The organism is Pseudomonas sp. Van50 (assembly GCF_055390755.1).
In genome coordinates this window covers 6,018,735-6,036,256 of sequence record NZ_AP024343.1, presented here as the reverse complement: position 1 = coordinate 6,036,256, position 17,522 = coordinate 6,018,735, and the positions used below count along the sequence as shown (strand labels likewise).

General features: G+C 57.6%; 11 protein-coding genes, 2 tRNA genes, 2 rRNA genes and 1 pseudogene. 13 read left to right on the top strand and 3 right to left on the bottom strand.

Annotated features, from left to right (window positions below):
* Nucleotides 1–33: 33 nt before the first annotated feature.
* Nucleotides 34–1,590, bottom strand: coding sequence for a bifunctional aminoglycoside phosphotransferase/ATP-binding protein (locus ACZ5M5_RS26060; protein ID WP_464738177.1), 1,557 nt, complete (start codon nucleotides 1,588–1,590; stop codon nucleotides 34–36).
* 119 nt (nucleotides 1,591–1,709) lie between these two features.
* On the opposite strand from ACZ5M5_RS26060, the gene mrcB reads away from it, so the two are divergent.
* From mrcB to ACZ5M5_RS26045, 3 genes are read left to right on the top strand one after another with little or no spacing between them, the layout of a single operon-like run.
* A complete protein-coding gene (gene mrcB / locus ACZ5M5_RS26055; RefSeq protein WP_060740602.1) occupies nucleotides 1,710–4,028 on the top strand; it encodes a penicillin-binding protein 1B in 2,319 nt (772 codons plus the stop codon).
* 16 nt (nucleotides 4,029–4,044) lie between these two features.
* Nucleotides 4,045–4,764 carry a tetratricopeptide repeat protein gene (locus tag ACZ5M5_RS26050; protein ID WP_060740603.1) on the top strand — a complete coding sequence of 240 codons (720 nt, stop codon included), beginning with the start codon at nucleotides 4,045–4,047 and terminating at the stop codon, nucleotides 4,762–4,764.
* Nucleotides 4,764–5,093, top strand: coding sequence for a YqcC family protein (locus ACZ5M5_RS26045; RefSeq protein ID WP_464738176.1), 330 nt, complete (start codon nucleotides 4,764–4,766; stop codon nucleotides 5,091–5,093). Before ACZ5M5_RS26050 ends, ACZ5M5_RS26045 begins: the two co-directional genes overlap by 1 nt.
* A 6-nt stretch (nucleotides 5,094–5,099) precedes the next feature.
* Here the strand turns inward: ACZ5M5_RS26045 and ACZ5M5_RS26040 are convergent, their stop codons facing one another.
* Entirely contained in the window at nucleotides 5,100–5,522 is a 423-nt protein-coding gene (locus ACZ5M5_RS26040) for a DUF4124 domain-containing protein (protein WP_464738175.1), read from the bottom strand.
* Nucleotides 5,523–5,923: 401 nt separating this feature from the next.
* Between ACZ5M5_RS26040 and ACZ5M5_RS26035 the strand changes: the two genes are divergently transcribed.
* Genes ACZ5M5_RS26035 through ilvC form a run of 3 tightly spaced genes read left to right on the top strand, consistent with a single transcriptional unit; the run spans nucleotide 5,924 to nucleotide 9,204 of the window.
* Complete coding sequence (locus ACZ5M5_RS26035) at nucleotides 5,924–7,648, top strand: acetolactate synthase 3 large subunit (protein ID WP_464738174.1); 1,725 nt, start codon at nucleotides 5,924–5,926, stop codon at nucleotides 7,646–7,648.
* A gap of 2 nt (nucleotides 7,649–7,650) precedes the next feature.
* Nucleotides 7,651–8,142, top strand: a complete 492-nt coding sequence (ilvN, locus tag ACZ5M5_RS26030) for an acetolactate synthase small subunit (RefSeq protein ID WP_003176102.1) — start codon at nucleotides 7,651–7,653, stop codon at nucleotides 8,140–8,142.
* Between the two features lie 45 nt (nucleotides 8,143–8,187).
* Nucleotides 8,188–9,204, top strand: coding sequence for a ketol-acid reductoisomerase (gene ilvC, locus ACZ5M5_RS26025; RefSeq protein WP_003185459.1), 1,017 nt, complete (start codon nucleotides 8,188–8,190; stop codon nucleotides 9,202–9,204).
* Between the two features lie 121 nt (nucleotides 9,205–9,325).
* Here the strand turns inward: ilvC and ACZ5M5_RS26020 are convergent, their stop codons facing one another.
* The gene (locus tag ACZ5M5_RS26020; RefSeq protein ID WP_464739480.1) at nucleotides 9,326–9,460 is read right to left on the bottom strand and encodes a hypothetical protein; all 135 of its coding nucleotides are present in this window, start codon (nucleotides 9,458–9,460) and stop codon (nucleotides 9,326–9,328) included.
* On the opposite strand from ACZ5M5_RS26020, the pseudogene pssA reads away from it, so the two are divergent.
* The 7 genes and pseudogenes from pssA to ACZ5M5_RS25985 all read left to right on the top strand — a co-directional run bounded on the left by pssA (nucleotide 9,401) and on the right by ACZ5M5_RS25985 (nucleotide 17,400).
* Nucleotides 9,401–10,194, top strand: a pseudogene (pssA, locus tag ACZ5M5_RS26015) (CDP-diacylglycerol--serine O-phosphatidyltransferase). The gene ACZ5M5_RS26020 and the pseudogene pssA sit on opposite strands and share 60 nt — an antisense overlap.
* A 75-nt stretch (nucleotides 10,195–10,269) precedes the next feature.
* Complete coding sequence (gene msrP, locus ACZ5M5_RS26010; RefSeq protein WP_060740607.1) at nucleotides 10,270–11,283, top strand: protein-methionine-sulfoxide reductase catalytic subunit MsrP; 1,014 nt, start codon at nucleotides 10,270–10,272, stop codon at nucleotides 11,281–11,283.
* Nucleotides 11,283–11,903 (top strand): protein-methionine-sulfoxide reductase heme-binding subunit MsrQ, encoded by a 621-nt coding sequence (msrQ, locus tag ACZ5M5_RS26005; RefSeq protein ID WP_464738173.1) that lies wholly within the window; start codon nucleotides 11,283–11,285, stop codon nucleotides 11,901–11,903. Before msrP ends, msrQ begins: the two co-directional genes overlap by 1 nt.
* 542 nt (nucleotides 11,904–12,445) lie before the next feature.
* Nucleotides 12,446–13,982, top strand: a 16S ribosomal RNA gene (locus ACZ5M5_RS26000).
* A 123-nt stretch (nucleotides 13,983–14,105) separates the two neighbouring features.
* Nucleotides 14,106–14,182, top strand: a tRNA-Ile gene (locus tag ACZ5M5_RS25995).
* 10 nt (nucleotides 14,183–14,192) lie between these two features.
* Nucleotides 14,193–14,268 (top strand) — tRNA-Ala (locus tag ACZ5M5_RS25990).
* Nucleotides 14,269–14,509: 241 nt separating this feature from the next.
* Nucleotides 14,510–17,400, top strand: a 23S ribosomal RNA gene (locus ACZ5M5_RS25985).
* Together the 16S and 23S rRNA genes with 2 tRNA genes alongside form the textbook arrangement of a ribosomal RNA operon.
* Nucleotides 17,401–17,522: the final 122 nt, after the last annotated feature.

Here is a 17,522-nt window from a genome sequence, read left to right as displayed (position 1 = left end):
AGCCGGACATCGCTTCACGGCCGAAATAGTGATCTACAGGCCTGGCAGGCGCTGGCGGATCTGCGCGACCACGATGTCGAGCGTACCGCTTTCGTTGGTTTGGACCCGCTTGCTGCAGAGAATTTCCGTCGGGGTCAGGGCTTCACGGCTGGACTGTTGTGCGGCGATGACTGCCAGGTTCGCATCGGAGGGGTCTTGTTGATCGGCCTGGCGCTGTGCCAGCCGGCTTTCGATGACCGCTTGCGGCGCGTCGCAATCGAGGATCAGGAACGGAGCGCCAGTGGCCTCGGCGACTTTTGCCGCGGCGTCGCGCTGATCGTGTTTGAGGTAGGTGGCGTCGATCACTACTGGGAATCCGGCGCGCAGGATCGCCGCGGCGACTTCATGCAGGCGGGCGTAGGTGGCGCTGCTGGCGTCGCTGCTGTAGATGCCGGCTTGTGGATCGTTGGGGACCTGTTGCTGGCCGAACAGGCGCTTGCGCTCCACGTCCGAACGCAGGCGAATGGCGCCCAGTGCCTCTACCAGGCGCATCGCGACATGGCTTTTGCCAACGGCCGAAACACCGTGGGTGATGGCCAGGAAAGGCGAAGGAATGGTGCTGTAGCTTTCGGCCAGGTTGGCGTAGTTGCGGTATTGGCGCAGGGTGGTGGCGCGCTGCACCGGATCGGCTTCGGCCGGCATGCTGAACAGCGCGACTTTTGCCCGGACGAGGGCGCGGTAGGCTTTATAGAAGTTCAGCAGTTCCAGGCCCTGGTAGTCGCCGGTCAGTTCCAGGTACTGGCTGACGAAACGCCGCGCCAGGGACTTGAGACCACGGTCCTCCAGGTCCATCGCCAGGAAGCCGGTGTCGGCGTAGACGTCGGTGAAACGGAACGGTTCGTTGAATTCGATGCAGTCGAAAATCACCACCTTGCCGTCGATCACGGTGGCGTTGCCCAGGTGGATATCACCGTGGCATTCACGGATGAAGCCTTCGGCCTTGCGCTGGGTGAGCAGCGGCTTGAGGCGTTCGAAACTGCTTTCGGCCCAGGCTTGCAACGCTTCGAGTTGCAGCAGGTCGGCCTTGTCGTTGAGGAATGGACGGATCTGTTCGAAGTTCTGCAGCACCGGTGCCATCACGCTTTGCGGAGTACCGGCGTCGTTTTCGGCGGGCACCTTGGGCGTGGAGAGGTGGAACTGGGCGATCTGGGCGGCCATCTCGTCGATGTGCGCGGTGGTCAGTTCGCCGTTGGCTTGCAACGTGCTGAGCAATTGGCTCTGTGGGAACTGACGCATCTTCAGGGCGTATTCGATGGCCGGGCCGTCGCCACCCAGTTGTGGCGCTTCGACGCTACCGGTAATCGGCAGGACGTCCAGGTACAGGTCTTGGGTCAGGCGCTGGTTCAGGCGCAACTCTTCTCTGCAGAAATGCTGGCGCGCCTCGAGGCTGGTGAAATCGAGGAAGCCGAAGTTGACCGGCTTTTTGAATTTGTAGGCGTATGGCCCAGTGAGCAATACCCAGGAAATGTGGGTTTCGATGACCTGGAACGCTTCGACGGGATGCGGGTAGAGGGCCGGGTTTTGCAAGGCGGCGATCAGGGATTGGCTCACGGGCGGTCCTTCAGAGTCTGAGAAAATTCAAGGCCGTCATTATGGCGGCAAGCCGCGCTAACGCAAACCGCGTGGCGGGCTCATGTTGAACCGCGGCAAAGTGCGTATAATCTGCCGCCATGACTCGTACCCGATCCCCCCGTACCCCCAAGAAACCACCCGCCAGTCGCCTGCGGCCCTGGCTGGGCTGGGCCCTTAAACTCAGCCTGGTGGGCCTCGTCGTGCTCGCCGGTTTTGCGGTCTATCTCGATGCCGTGGTCCAGGAGAAATTCTCCGGCAAGCGCTGGACCATCCCGGCCAAGGTCTATGCCCGGCCGTTGGAGCTGTTCGTCGGACAAAAGCTGAGCAAGGACGACTTCCTGACCGAACTCGACGCCTTGGGTTATCGCCGTGAAAGCGTGGCCAATGGTCCGGGTGCGGCCTCGGTCAATGGCAATACCATCGACCTCAACACCCGTGGTTTCCAGTTCTATGAAGGCATGGAACAGGCGCAACCGGTGCGGGTGCGTTTTTCCGGTGACTATGTGGCAGCGCTGACCGGCGCCAACAACGCGAGCCTGTCGGTGGTGCGCCTTGAGCCGCTGCTCATTGGTGGCCTGTACCCCAAGAACCTCGAAGACCGGATCCTGATCAAGATCGACCAGGTACCGCCGTTCCTGCTCGACACGCTGATCGCCGTCGAAGACCGCGACTTCTATCATCACTTCGGCGTCTCGCCCAAGTCGATCGCCCGGGCTATCTGGGTCAACACGTCCTCCGGGCATATGCGCCAGGGCGGCAGTACCCTGACCCAGCAGTTGGTCAAGAACTTCTACCTGACCAATGAGCGCAGCCTGACCCGCAAGCTCACTGAAGCGATGATGGCGCTGTTGCTGGAGCTGCACTACGACAAGCAGGAGATTCTGGAGGCGTACCTCAACGAGGTCTTCGTCGGCCAGGACGGCCAGCGGGCGGTGCACGGTTTCGGCCTTGCCAGCCAGTTCTTCTTCAGCCAGCCGCTGTCCGAGCTCAAGCTGCATCAGGTGGCGTTGCTGGTGGGCATGGTCAAGGGACCGTCTTCCTACAACCCGCGTCGTAATCCGGAACGTGCCCTCGAACGGCGCAACCTGGTGCTCGACCTGCTGCAACAACAAGGTGTGGCGACGGCCGAGCAAGTTGAAGCCGCGAAAAAGATGCCGTTGGGCGTGACCAAGCGTGGCAGCCTGGCGGACAGTTCGTTCCCCGGCTTCATGGACCTGGTCAAGCGTCAGCTACGGGAAGACTACCGCGACGAAGACTTGACCGAAGAAGGCCTGCGCATCTTCACCAGTTTCGACCCGATCCTGCAGATGAAGGCCGAAGCCTCGGTCGAGGACACCTTCAAACGGCTGGGCGGACGCAAGGGCGCCGACGAAGTCGAAGCGGCCATGGTGGTGACCAACCCGGAAACCGGTGAAGTCCAAGCCATGATCGGCAGCCGCCAGGCCAGTTTCGCCGGCTTCAACCGGGCCCTGGATGCGGTGCGTCCGATTGGTTCGCTGATCAAGCCGGCGGTGTACCTCACCGCCTTGGAAAAACCGAGCCAGTACACGCTGACCAGTTGGCTGTCGGACGAGACGTTCTCGGTCAAGGGCGCGGATGGCCAGGTCTGGAAACCGCAGAACTATGATCGTCGTTCCCACGGCACGGTGTTCCTCTATCAGGGGTTGGCGCATTCCTACAACCTGTCGACGGCTCGCCTCGGGCTGGAAGTCGGCGTGCCGAACGTACTCAAGACCCTGGCGCGGCTGGGGGTGAGTCGCGAGTTCCCGGCCTTCCCATCGATGTTGCTGGGGGCTGGTGGCCTGACGCCGATCGAGGTGGCCGCCATGTACCAGACGCTGGCCAACGGCGGCTTCAACACGCCGATGCGCGGAATCCGCAGCGTGCTGACCGCCGATGGCGAGCCGCTCAAGCGTTATCCGTTCCAGATCCAGCAGCGCTTCGATCCGGCCTCCATTTATCTGATCCAGAGCGCGATGCAGCGGGTCATGCGTGAAGGCACCGGCAGTTCGGTTTATAACGTGCTGCCCCGGACCCTGACCCTGGCGGGCAAGACCGGGACCAGTAACGACTCGCGCGATAGCTGGTTCGCCGGTTTCAGCCAGGACTTGTTGGCGGTGGTCTGGCTCGGACGTGATGACAACGGCAAGACTCCGTTCACCGGCGCCACTGGCGCGTTGCAGGTCTGGACCAGTTTCATGCGCAAGGCCGACCCTTTGCCGCTGGACATGCCGCAACCGGACAACATCGTCCAGGCCTGGGTCGATTCGCGTACTGGCCAAGGCTCCGACGCCAATTGCCCGGGTGCCGTACAGATGCCGTATATTCGCGGCAGCGAACCGCCACCCGGTGCAGCCTGTGGCGGCACGAATCCCGCCGAATCGGTGATGGATTGGGTCAAGGACTGGATGAATTAAGCAAAGAGGGTTTCAAGTGAACAAGTGGTTGATTCCAGCGGTAACGGCCGTGGCTTTGCTCAGTGGTTGCTCTACCGTACAACGCGGTTCGATTCCGGTCGTCGACTCCGGCACGGCTGTGTCCAACAGCGAGCGGGTTTCGGCCAACGGCGGTTTCCGTCAAACGACGGTGAAGCGGCCGGCGCAGGGCCAGGTCCAGGCCATCCCGCAGGGCGACACCGGTGTCGTCGTGATGGTGCCCGGCGGTGGTGCGACAACCTCGGCGCCGATCAGCAGCACGCCGATCACGCCGGGCCCGATCACGCCAGGGCCTATCGAAACTTCGCCGATCGATCAGGGCAGCTACAGCATGCCTTCGACGCCGAGCAGCGTCCCGTCGGCAAGTTCCGGCGGTTTGTCCGCCGATGAACAACTGGACGGCCCAGTGCTGGCCCTGCTGACCACGGCACAACAGCAACAGGCTGGTGGTGACCTCAACGGTGCTTCCTCCAGCCTGGAGCGTGCCCAGCGTGTCGCGCCGCGCGAACCGCAGGTGCTTTATCGCCTGGCCCAGGTGCGCATGGCCCAGGGCGATGCGCCGCAAGCTGAACAACTGGCTCGCCGTGGCCTGACATTCTCCAATGGTCGCCCGGCACTTCAGGCCAGCCTGTGGGAATTGATCGCCCAGGCCCGTGAGAAACAAGGCGACTCCGCTGGCGCGGCGTTGGCCCGTCAGAAGGCCAAGGTTTCGCTCTGATGGATACGCGTTTTCCCCAAATCGCCGATCAGTTGCTGCTGATCGAGCGGGAGCTGCGGGTCCAGGGTTGGTGGAGCGAGGTATCGCCTTCGGCCGAGGCGCTGGCCAGCGTAGAGCCGTTCGCGGTCGATACCCTGGATTTCGAGCAGTGGCTGCAATGGATGTTCCTGCCCAGGATGAAAGCCATCCTGGAAAACGACCTGCCGCTGCCCAACGCCTCGGGCATCCTGGCCATGGCCGAGATGGTCTATGCCCAGCGACCCGGGCAGGGCGTGGGATTGCAGCGGCTGTTGGCGCAGTTCGATCAGATGATCAGTAACGTCGGCTGACCGACGTTACTGGCAGTGCTCATCGATCTGCTTGCGGGTTTCCTCGATGCGCTGGCGCCGCTCTTCGTCATTGAGGCGGCGCATTTCCCCTTCTACGTCCTCACGTACCCGCGGGTTGTTCTGCAACTGCGCCAGGTTGGTCCTGGCCTGCTCGCAAAATGCCTTGAGCTGGGCTTCCTGCTCGGCCACCTGCTTCTTGACCTCTTTATCGATCGCCTTCTGGTCGCCAATGACGCCGCCGGAAGGCGGCGCGGGCGGTTTGGCGACGGATGGCGAGGACTTGATCACGGTCGTGGCCTCTGCGTCCTGGGGCGGCTGGGATCCGAAGTGGGTGACACCTTGGGCATCCACCCATTTGTAGACCTGGGCGGCCATGCACATCGGGCTCAGGCCAACCATCAGGCTGGCCGTCAAGAAGAACATTCGCATGCTGTTTCCTTGTCTTGGGTTGCGCAATTGAAGCTAACACAGTTGCCGTTTAAGGGTTTTTTCTTGCGTTCTCATGCGCTTACTTCGAATAAAGCACATAGACGACTTGACTTGAAGGAGGCGAAACAGAAGAATCCAAAGTCCGCTGTAGAGGGACTGCCAGAAGCAGACCCACTCGGCAGATCATGAGGCGCACATCCGCGCCGACCTGTTACACCCGCAACGCGTTACCTCGCGCTGGGTGGGAAAGGCCCGCAACACTTGGGACGATCCCAATACTTGCTCAGTCAGTGCTGACGTAGTCGGCGACCACCGTCGCTCATGCTCTGCCGAGAAGTAAACCTATTAAGACCCGTCCCCTTTTTGTGGGTCGGTATTCTGGCGTTTTAGAGGTGAACAACGTGGAGCTTTTATCTGGCGGTGAGATGCTCGTCCGCTTTTTGCGTGACGAAGGCGTCAAATATATCTACGGGTACCCCGGTGGTGCTCTTCTTCATGTCTACGATGCCCTGTTCAAAGAACCGGAAGTGACCCACATCCTGGTTCGTCACGAGCAGGCGGCCACCCATATGGCTGATGGTTATGCCCGTGCTACCGGCAAGGCCGGCGTGGTCCTGGTGACTTCCGGTCCTGGCGCCACGAACGCCATCACCGGTATCGCCACCGCGTACATGGACTCCATCCCGATGGTGATCATCTCCGGCCAGGTGCCCAGCACCATGGTAGGCACCGATGCGTTCCAGGAAACCGACATGATCGGTATCTCCCGGCCGATCGTGAAGCACAGCTTCATGATCAAGCACGCGTCGGAAATCCCGGAAGTCATGAAGAAGGCCTTCTACCTGGCTGAATCCGGTCGTCCGGGCCCGGTCGTGGTCGATGTCCCGAAAGACATGACCAACCCGGCCGAGAAGTTCGAATACATCTTCCCGAAAAAAGCCAAGCTGCGTTCCTACAGCCCGGCGGTCCGTGGTCACTCCGGGCAAATCCGCAAGGCAGCCGAAATGCTGCTGGCGGCCAAGCGCCCTGTGTTGTACTCCGGTGGTGGCGTGATCCTCGGCGGTGGCTCCGCGCCGCTGACCGAACTGGCGAAAATGCTCAACCTGCCGGTCACCAATACACTGATGGGCCTGGGCGCGTTCCCAGGCACCGACCGTCAGTTCATCGGCATGCTCGGCATGCACGGCAGCTACACCGCCAACCTGGCGATGCACCACGCCGATGTGATCCTGGCGGTCGGCGCGCGTTTCGACGACCGTGTGATCAACGGCCCGGCGAAGTTCTGCCCGAACGCCAAGATCATCCATATCGACATCGACCCGGCGTCCATCTCCAAGACCATCAAGGCAGACGTGCCGATCGTCGGTCCTGTCGAGAGCGTGCTGACCGAAATGGTCGCCATTCTCAAGGAAATCGGCGAGGTTCCGAACAAGGAGTCCGTGGCCAGCTGGTGGAAGCAGGTCGATGAATGGCGCGGCGATCGCGGCCTGTTCCCTTATGACAAGGGCGACGGCAGTGTGATCAAGCCGCAGACCGTGATCGAAACCCTGTGCGAAGTGACCAAGGGCGATGCCTTTGTGACCTCCGACGTGGGTCAGCACCAGATGTTCGCGGCGCAGTACTACAAGTTCGACAAACCCAACCGCTGGATCAACTCCGGTGGCCTGGGCACCATGGGCTTCGGTTTCCCGGCGGCCATGGGTATCAAGTTGAGCTTCCCGAATGCCGACGTCGCCTGCGTCACCGGCGAAGGCAGCATCCAGATGAACATCCAGGAGCTGTCCACCTGCCTGCAATACGGTTTGCCGGTGAAGATCGTGATCCTGAACAACGGTGTGTTGGGGATGGTTCGCCAGTGGCAGGATATGAGCTACGGCAGCCGTCACTCGCACTCCTACATGGAATCGCTGCCTGATTTCGTCAAGCTGGCGGAGGCCTACGGTCACGTTGGCGTGCGCATCACCGAATCGAAGGATCTGAAGTCGAAGATGGAGGAAGCGTTCGCCATGAAGGATCGCCTGGTGGTGATCGATATTGCGGTCGACACCAGCGAGCACGTCTACCCGATGCAGATCAAAGACGGCTCCATGCGCGATATGTGGCTGAGCAAGACGGAGCGTACCTAATCATGCGACACATTATTTCCTTGCTTCTGGAAAACGAACCGGGTGCGCTGTCTCGTGTTGTAGGCCTGTTCTCGCAGCGCAACTACAACATTGAAAGCCTGACCGTGGCGCCAACCGAAGACCCGACCCTGTCGCGTCTGACGCTGACTACCGTGGGGCACGATGAAGTCATCGAGCAGATCACCAAGAACCTGAACAAGCTGATCGAGGTGGTCAAGCTGGTGGACCTGTCGGAAAGCGCTCACATCGAGCGTGAACTGATGCTGGTCAAGGTCAAGGCCACCGGCGCCCAGCGCGCCGAGATCAAACGTACTACCGATATTTATCGTGGGCAGATCGTCGATGTCAGCGCCAGCGTCTATACCGTTCAGTTGACCGGTACCAGCGACAAGCTCGACAGCTTCATTCAATCGATCGGCACTGCCTCGATTCTGGAAACCGTACGCAGTGGCGTCACCGGGATTGCCCGTGGCGACAAAGTACTCAGCATTTAAACCAAATTAGCGAATGGCCTGAATGGCCGGATATAGGGGAAATTCATGAAAGTTTTCTACGATAAAGACTGCGACCTGTCGATCATCCAGGGCAAGAAAGTCGCCATCATCGGTTACGGTTCCCAAGGTCACGCCCAGGCGTGCAACCTGAAAGATTCCGGCGTTGACGTGACTGTCGGCCTGCGTAAAGGCTCGGCCACCGTTGCCAAGGCCGAGGCCCACGGCCTGAAAGTGACCGACGTGGCTTCTGCCGTTGCCGCAGCCGACCTGGTCATGATCCTGACTCCAGACGAGTTCCAATCGGCGCTGTACAAGAACGAAATCGAGCCGAACATCAAGAAAGGCGCCACCCTGGCCTTCTCCCACGGCTTCGCGATCCACTACAACCAGGTTGTGCCACGTGCCGACCTCGACGTGATCATGATCGCGCCGAAAGCCCCGGGCCACACCGTGCGTTCCGAGTTCGTGAAGGGCGGCGGTATCCCTGACCTGATCGCGATCTACCAGGATGCGTCCGGCAACGCCAAGAACGTGGCCCTGTCCTACGCTGCTGGCGTGGGTGGCGGTCGTACCGGCATCATCGAAACTACTTTCAAGGACGAGACCGAAACCGACCTGTTCGGCGAGCAAGCCGTTCTGTGTGGCGGTACCGTCGAGCTGGTCAAGGCCGGTTTCGAAACCCTGGTTGAAGCCGGCTACGCGCCAGAAATGGCCTACTTCGAGTGCCTGCACGAACTGAAGCTGATCGTTGACCTCATGTACGAAGGCGGTATCGCCAACATGAACTACTCGATCTCCAACAACGCCGAATACGGCGAGTACGTGACCGGTCCGGAAGTCATCAACGCCGAGTCCCGTCAGGCCATGCGCAACGCCCTGAAACGTATTCAGGACGGCGAATACGCCAAGATGTTCATCAGCGAAGGCGCCACCGGCTATCCTTCGATGACCGCCAAGCGTCGCAACAACGCCGCCCACGGTATCGAAATCATCGGCGAGCAGCTGCGCTCGATGATGCCGTGGATCGGTGCCAACAAGATCGTCGACAAAGCCAAGAACTAAGTCGCGAACTTGAGTCGAAAAACGCGGCCTTGGCCGCGTTTTTTCGTTTGGGCGATGGCTTCTGGTATAAAGCTGCATCGTTTGCGGCCGAACCGTCGTCCCAGACATCTGTCGAATTTTTTCACACCGTTGCAAGGTATTGTCCATGAGCGAACGTCCCGACGAGCCAAACCAGGCTCCTGACGCCGAAAGCCTGTTGCCCATCGATGAGCACGTCGAAGAAGGCCATGACGCTGAAGGCCGTAAGGTCCGGCATCGTGGCATCTATCTGCTGCCGAATCTGTTCACCACCGCGAACCTGTTCGCCGGTTTCTATTCCATCATCAGCTCCATGAGTGCCCAGGCTGCCTTGAGCGCCGGTGATAGCGCAGGGGCGAGCCGTTACTTCGCCTCCGCCGCCATTGCCATCTTCGTCGCCATGGTGCTCGATGGCCTGGACGGGCGCGTCGCCCGCATGACCAATACCCAGAGCGCGTTCGGCGCCGAGTACGATTCACTGTCCGACATGGTCGCTTTTGGCGTGGCTCCCGCCTTGCTGGCGTTCGGCTGGGCGCTGGGGACATGGGCAAGGTCGGCTGGATGGTTGCCTTCATCTATGTGGCGGGTGCGGCGTTGCGCCTGGCTCGTTTCAACACCCAGGTCGGCAAGGCAGACAAACGTTACTTCATCGGTCTGGCCAGTCCGGCGGCGGCGGGTGTCGTGGCCGGTGTGGTCTGGGCATTCAGCGACTACGGCATCCAGGGTTCGAAAATGTCGTTCCTGGTAGCGCTGCTGGTTGCCGCGGCCGGGATGCTGATGGTCAGCAACATCAAGTACAACAGCTTCAAGGAGCTGGATCTGAAGGGCCGTGTGCCATTTGTGGCGATTTTGGCAGTGGTGCTGGTATTCGCGGTGGTGTTCAGTGATCCGCCCCGTATCCTGCTGCTGGTATTCCTCGCCTATGCCGCTTCGGGCCCGGTGCAATACTTGTTGCGTCTTCGCCGACGCTAAACGTTGCCTTAATGTAATTTCCCCCATACTCCGCAGTCTATTGGTGCATCTGCCCTCCAATACTGCGGAGTTGTCATGCTGATCAAGATCCCCAAGTCGTCCGACTGCCGTGAATCGGACGTCACGCCCGAATCCCTCTATCTATCCCGTCGTCAGATGCTCGGTGCAACCATGGCGGGTCTCGCCGTGAGCGGCTTGCCGCGATGGGCCAGCGCTGCCGACGCGGCGCGTTATGCCGAGGTCGAGCCGGGCAAGGCGCCGTCCTGGTTTGCCGAGAAATTGCCCTCCGTCCAATGGGAGGCGGTCACGGTCAAGAACGAGTCCATCACACCGTTCAAGGACGCGACCCATTACAACAACTTCTATGAGTTCGGGACCGACAAAGGGGACCCGGCAGCCAATGCCGGCTCCTTGAAGACTGAACCCTGGAGCGTGGTAGTGGACGGGGAGGTGGGTAAGCCGGGGCGCTATGGGTTGGAAGACTTCATGAAGCCTTATCAGCTGGAAGAGCGGATTTATCGACTGCGCTGTGTCGAGGCCTGGTCGATGGTCATTCCGTGGATCGGTTTTCCCATCTCGGCATTGCTCAAGCAGGTCGAGCCGACCTCCAAGGCCAAGTACATCCGCTTCGAAACCTTGCAGGACCCCAAGGTCATGCCGGGGCAGCGTTCCGGTTTCGCCTTGATCGACTGGCCGTATGTGGAAGGCTTGCGATTGGACGAGGCGATGAACCCGTTGGCCATCCTCGCGGTTGGGATGTACGGGCGGGAGTTGCCGAATCAGAACGGCGCGCCGCTGCGTTTGGTCGTTCCGTGGAAGTACGGTTTCAAAAGTGTGAAGTCCATCGTGCGCATCAGCCTGGTGAGCGAGCAGCCAAAGACCACCTGGCAAAGCATCGCGTCTGACGAGTACGGCTTTTATGCCAACGTCAATCCAACGGTCGATCATCCGCGCTGGACCCAGGCACGTGAACGTCGTTTGCCGAGCGGGCTGTTCAGTCCCAATGTACGGGATACGCTGATGTTCAACGGCTATCAGGATGAGGTCGCTTCTTTATATGCAGGGATGGACCTGAGGAAGGACTACTGATGCGTTTTCCAGTCTGGCGAATGAGCGTCTTCATCGCCGCGGCAGTCTGGCCGTTGCTCTGGCTTTACGAAGCCTTGATGAATGCGTTGGGCCCCGACCCGGGCAAGGTGCTGGTGGATCGGCTCGGGTTGGGGACGCTGATTTTGCTGTTGATCACCTTGAGCATGACGCCGTTGCAAAAAATGACGGGGTGGGCGGGGTGGATTGCGGTCAGGCGCCAGTTGGGGTTGTGGTGCTTTGCTTATGTGGTGCTGCATTTAAGCGGGTATGCGGCGTTCATACTGGGGTTCGACTGGTCGCAGTTGGGCGTCGAGTTGAGCAAGCGGCCTTACATTATTGTTGGGGCGCTTGGGTTTCTCGGCCTGCTGGCGCTGGCTGTCACGTCCAATCGCTACAGCCAGCGGCGACTGGGCGTGCGCTGGAAGAAATTGCATCGCCTGGTGTATCTGATTCTGGGGCTTGGGCTGCTGCATATGCTGTGGATCGTGCGGGCAGATTTGAAGGAGTGGTCGATATACGCCTTTATTGGGGCCGTACTGTTGATGCTGAGAATCCCGCCGGTTATGCGTCGGATCCCGCGTTTGCTGGGTAGGAAAGTCCCTTCTGCAACAAAAGCGTAATTAAGGGTTGACGGCAGATTCTGGAAGTCTATAATTCGCCCCAATTCCGGCGCAGTCGAAACGGAAAACTCCTTGAGATTCAACGAGTTAAGCAGGTTTCGAAGGTGCGGGGCTTCAGTTCATCGAAGCCCGGAAGGAGCAGGTAGAGCGGTGTTGTTTGGCTCTATATGCGGTTCGATCTTCTCGGTCGAAAGCGGTGAAAAAGAGGTGTTGACAGCAGCGAGTAACGCTGTAGAATTCGCCTCCCGCTAACGAGAGATCGGAAGCGCAAGTGGTTGAAGTTGAAAAGGAAACTTTGAAAACTTCTGAAAATAACCGCTTGACAGATGCACGGGGCGCTGTAGAATGCGCGCCTCGGTTGAGACGAAAGACTCAGCCAACCGCTCTTTAACAACTGAATCAAGCAATTCGTGTGGGTGCTTGTGGAGTCAGACTGCTAGTCAACAGATTATCAGCATCACAAGTTACTCCGCGAGAAATCAAAGATGTAACCAACGATTGCTGAGCCAAGTTTAGGGTTTTCTCAAAACCCAAAGATGTTTGAACTGAAGAGTTTGATCATGGCTCAGATTGAACGCTGGCGGCAGGCCTAACACATGCAAGTCGAGCGGTAGAGAGGTGCTTGCACCTCTTGAGAGCGGCGGACGGGTGAGTAATGCCTAGGAATCTGCCTGGTAGTGGGGGATAACGCTCGGAAACGGACGCTAATACCGCATACGTCCTACGGGAGAAAGCAGGGGACCTTCGGGCCTTGCGCTATCAGATGAGCCTAGGTCGGATTAGCTAGTTGGTGAGGTAATGGCTCACCAAGGCGACGATCCGTAACTGGTCTGAGAGGATGATCAGTCACACTGGAACTGAGACACGGTCCAGACTCCTACGGGAGGCAGCAGTGGGGAATATTGGACAATGGGCGAAAGCCTGATCCAGCCATGCCGCGTGTGTGAAGAAGGTCTTCGGATTGTAAAGCACTTTAAGTTGGGAGGAAGGGCATTAACCTAATACGTTAGTGTTTTGACGTTACCGACAGAATAAGCACCGGCTAACTCTGTGCCAGCAGCCGCGGTAATACAGAGGGTGCAAGCGTTAATCGGAATTACTGGGCGTAAAGCGCGCGTAGGTGGTTCGTTAAGTTGGATGTGAAAGCCCCGGGCTCAACCTGGGAACTGCATTCAAAACTGTCGAGCTAGAGTATGGTAGAGGGTGGTGGAATTTCCTGTGTAGCGGTGAAATGCGTAGATATAGGAAGGAACACCAGTGGCGAAGGCGACCACCTGGACTGATACTGACACTGAGGTGCGAAAGCGTGGGGAGCAAACAGGATTAGATACCCTGGTAGTCCACGCCGTAAACGATGTCAACTAGCCGTTGGGAGCCTTGAGCTCTTAGTGGCGCAGCTAACGCATTAAGTTGACCGCCTGGGGAGTACGGCCGCAAGGTTAAAACTCAAATGAATTGACGGGGGCCCGCACAAGCGGTGGAGCATGTGGTTTAATTCGAAGCAACGCGAAGAACCTTACCAGGCCTTGACATCCAATGAACTTTCCAGAGATGGATTGGTGCCTTCGGGAGCATTGAGACAGGTGCTGCATGGCTGTCGTCAGCTCGTGTCGTGAGATGTTGGGTTAAGTCCCGTAACGAGCGCAACCCTTGTCCTTAGTTACCAGCACGTTATGGTGGGCACTCTAAGGAGACTGCCGGTGACAAACCGGAGGAAGGTGGGGATGACGTCAAGTCATCATGGCCCTTACGGCCTGGGCTACACACGTGCTACAATGGTCGGTACAGAGGGTTGCCAAGCCGCGAGGTGGAGCTAATCCCACAAAACCGATCGTAGTCCGGATCGCAGTCTGCAACTCGACTGCGTGAAGTCGGAATCGCTAGTAATCGCGAATCAGAATGTCGCGGTGAATACGTTCCCGGGCCTTGTACACACCGCCCGTCACACCATGGGAGTGGGTTGCACCAGAAGTAGCTAGTCTAACCTTCGGGGGGACGGTTACCACGGTGTGATTCATGACTGGGGTGAAGTCGTAACAAGGTAGCCGTAGGGGAACCTGCGGCTGGATCACCTCCTTAATCGACGACCGCAGCTGCTTCATGAGCTCCCACACGAATTGCTTGATTCATTGAAGAAGACGATAGAAGCAGCTTTAAGCTCCAAGCTGATAGCTCACAGCTAACAGTTACAAGCTCGAAATTGGGTCTGTAGCTCAGTTGGTTAGAGCGCACCCCTGATAAGGGTGAGGTCGGCAGTTCGAATCTGCCCAGACCCACCAATTTTGTAATGGGGCCATAGCTCAGCTGGGAGAGCGCCTGCCTTGCACGCAGGAGGTCAGCGGTTCGATCCCGCTTGGCTCCACCATAAACTGCTTCTGAAAGCTTAGAAATGAGCATTCCATCAAGGTGATGGTGAATGTTGATTTCTAGTCTTTTGATTAGATCGTTCTTTAAAAATTTGGGTATGTGATAGAAAGATAGACTGAACGTTACTTTCACTGGTAACGGATCAGGCTAAGGTAAAATTTGTGAGTTGCTCTTTGAGCAAGATCGAATTTTCGGCGAATGTCGTCTTCACAGTATAACCAGATTGCTTGGGGTTATATGGTCAAGTGAAGAAGCGCATACGGTGGATGCCTTGGCAGTCAGAGGCGATGAAAGACGTGGTAGCCTGCGAAAAGCTTCGGGGAGTCGGCAAACAGACTGTGATCCGGAGATGTCTGAATGGGGGAACCCAGCCATCATAAGATGGTTATCTTGTACTGAATACATAGGTGCAAGAGGCGAACCAGGGGAACTGAAACATCTAAGTACCCTGAGGAAAAGAAATCAACCGAGATTCCCTTAGTAGTGGCGAGCGAACGGGGACTAGCCCTTAAGCTTCTTTGATTTTAGCGGAACGCTCTGGAAAGTGCGGCCATAGTGGGTGATAGCCCTGTACGCGAAAGGATCTTAGAAGTGAAATCGAGTAGGACGGAGCACGAGAAACTTTGTCTGAATATGGGGGACCATCCTCCAAGGCTAAATACTACTGACTGACCGATAGTGAACTAGTACCGTGAGGGAAAGGCGAAAAGAACCCCGGAGAGGGGAGTGAAATAGATCCTGAAACCGTATGCGTACAAGCAGTGGGAGCCCACTTTGTTGGGTGACTGCGTACCTTTTGTATAATGGGTCAGCGACTTATTTTCAGTGGCGAGCTTAACCGAATAGGGGAGGCGTAGCGAAAGCGAGTCTTAATAGGGCGTCTAGTCGCTGGGAATAGACCCGAAACCGGGCGATCTATCCATGGGCAGGTTGAAGGTTAGGTAACACTGACTGGAGGACCGAACCGACTACCGTTGAAAAGTTAGCGGATGACCTGTGGATCGGAGTGAAAGGCTAATCAAGCTCGGAGATAGCTGGTTCTCCTCGAAAGCTATTTAGGTAGCGCCTCATGTATCACTGTAGGGGGTAGAGCACTGTTTCGGCTAGGGGGTCATCCCGACTTACCAAACCGATGCAAACTCCGAATACCTACAAGTGCCGAGCATGGGAGACACACGGCGGGTGCTAACGTCCGTCGTGAAAAGGGAAACAACCCAGACCGTCAGCTAAGGTCCCAAAGTTATGGTTAAGTGGGAAACGATGTGGGAAGGCTTAGACAGCTAGGAGGTTGGCTTAGAAGCAGCCACCCTTTAAAGAAAGCGTAATAGCTCACTAGTCGAGTCGGCCTGCGCGGAAGATGTAACGGGGCTCAAACCATACACCGAAGCTACGGGTATCACGCAAGTGATGCGGTAGAGGAGCGTTCTGTAAGCCTGTGAAGGTGAGTTGAGAAGCTTGCTGGAGGTATCAGAAGTGCGAATGCTGACATGAGTAACGACAATGGGTGTGAAAAACACCCACGCCGAAAGACCAAGGTTTCCTGCGCAACGTTAATCGACGCAGGGTTAGTCGGTCCCTAAGGCGAGGCTGAAAAGCGTAGTCGATGGAAAACAGGTTAATATTCCTGTACTTCTGGTTATTGCGATGGAGGGACGGAGAAGGCTAGGCCAGCTTGGCGTTGGTTGTCCAAGTTTAAGGTGGTAGGCTGGAATCTTAGGTAAATCCGGGATTCTAAGGCCGAGAGCTGATGACGAGTTACCCTTTGGGTGACGAAGTGGTTGATGCCATGCTTCCAAGAAAAGCTTCTAAGCTTCAGGTAACCAGGAACCGTACCCCAAACCGACACAGGTGGTTGGGTAGAGAATACCAAGGCGCTTGAGAGAACTCGGGTGAAGGAACTAGGCAAAATGGCACCGTAACTTCGGGAGAAGGTGCGCCGGTGAGGGTGAAGCACTTGCTGCGTAAGCCCACGCCGGTCGAAGATACCAGGCCGCTGCGACTGTTTATTAAAAACACAGCACTCTGCAAACACGAAAGTGGACGTATAGGGTGTGACGCCTGCCCGGTGCCGGAAGGTTAATTGATGGGGTTAGCTAACGCGAAGCTCTTGATCGAAGCCCCGGTAAACGGCGGCCGTAACTATAACGGTCCTAAGGTAGCGAAATTCCTTGTCGGGTAAGTTCCGACCTGCACGAATGGCGTAACGATGGCGGCGCTGTCTCCACCCGAGACTCAGTGAAATTGAAATCGCTGTGAAGATGCAGTGTATCCGCGGCTAGACGGAAAGACCCCGTGAACCTTTACTATAGCTTTGCACTGGACTTTGAATTTGCTTGTGTAGGATAGGTGGGAGGCTTTGAAGCGTGGACGCCAGTTCGCGTGGAGCCATCCTTGAAATACCACCCTGGCAACTTTGAGGTTCTAACTCAGGTCCGTTATCCGGATCGAGGACAGTGTATGGTGGGTAGTTTGACTGGGGCGGTCTCCTCCTAAAGAGTAACGGAGGAGTACGAAGGTGCGCTCAGACCGGTCGGAAATCGGTCGTAGAGTATAAAGGCAAAAGCGCGCTTGACTGCGAGACAGACACGTCGAGCAGGTACGAAAGTAGGTCTTAGTGATCCGGTGGTTCTGTATGGAAGGGCCATCGCTCAACGGATAAAAGGTACTCCGGGGATAACAGGCTGATACCGCCCAAGAGTTCATATCGACGGCGGTGTTTGGCACCTCGATGTCGGCTCATCACATCCTGGGGCTGAAGCCGGTCCCAAGGGTATGGCTGTTCGCCATTTAAAGTGGTACGCGAGCTGGGTTTAGAACGTCGTGAGACAGTTCGGTCCCTATCTGCCGTGGACGTTTGAGATTTGAGAGGGGCTGCTCCTAGTACGAGAGGACCGGAGTGGACGAACCTCTGGTGTTCCGGTTGTCACGCCAGTGGCATTGCCGGGTAGCTATGTTCGGAAAAGATAACCGCTGAAAGCATCTAAGCGGGAAACTTGCCTCAAGATGAGATCTCACTGGGACCTTGAGTCCCCTGAAGGGCCGTCGAAGACTACGACGTTGATAGGCAGGGTGTGTAAGCGCTGTGAGGCGTTGAGCTAACCTGTACTAATTGCCCGTGAGGCTTGACCATATAACACCCAAGCAATTTGTAAACTCCAAGCCCCAGGGCGAACGAGACCAGATTGCGGTGTGTGAAGACGAAACGAACCGAAAGTTCGCGACGCTTGATCGCAACACACAAACTATCGCATA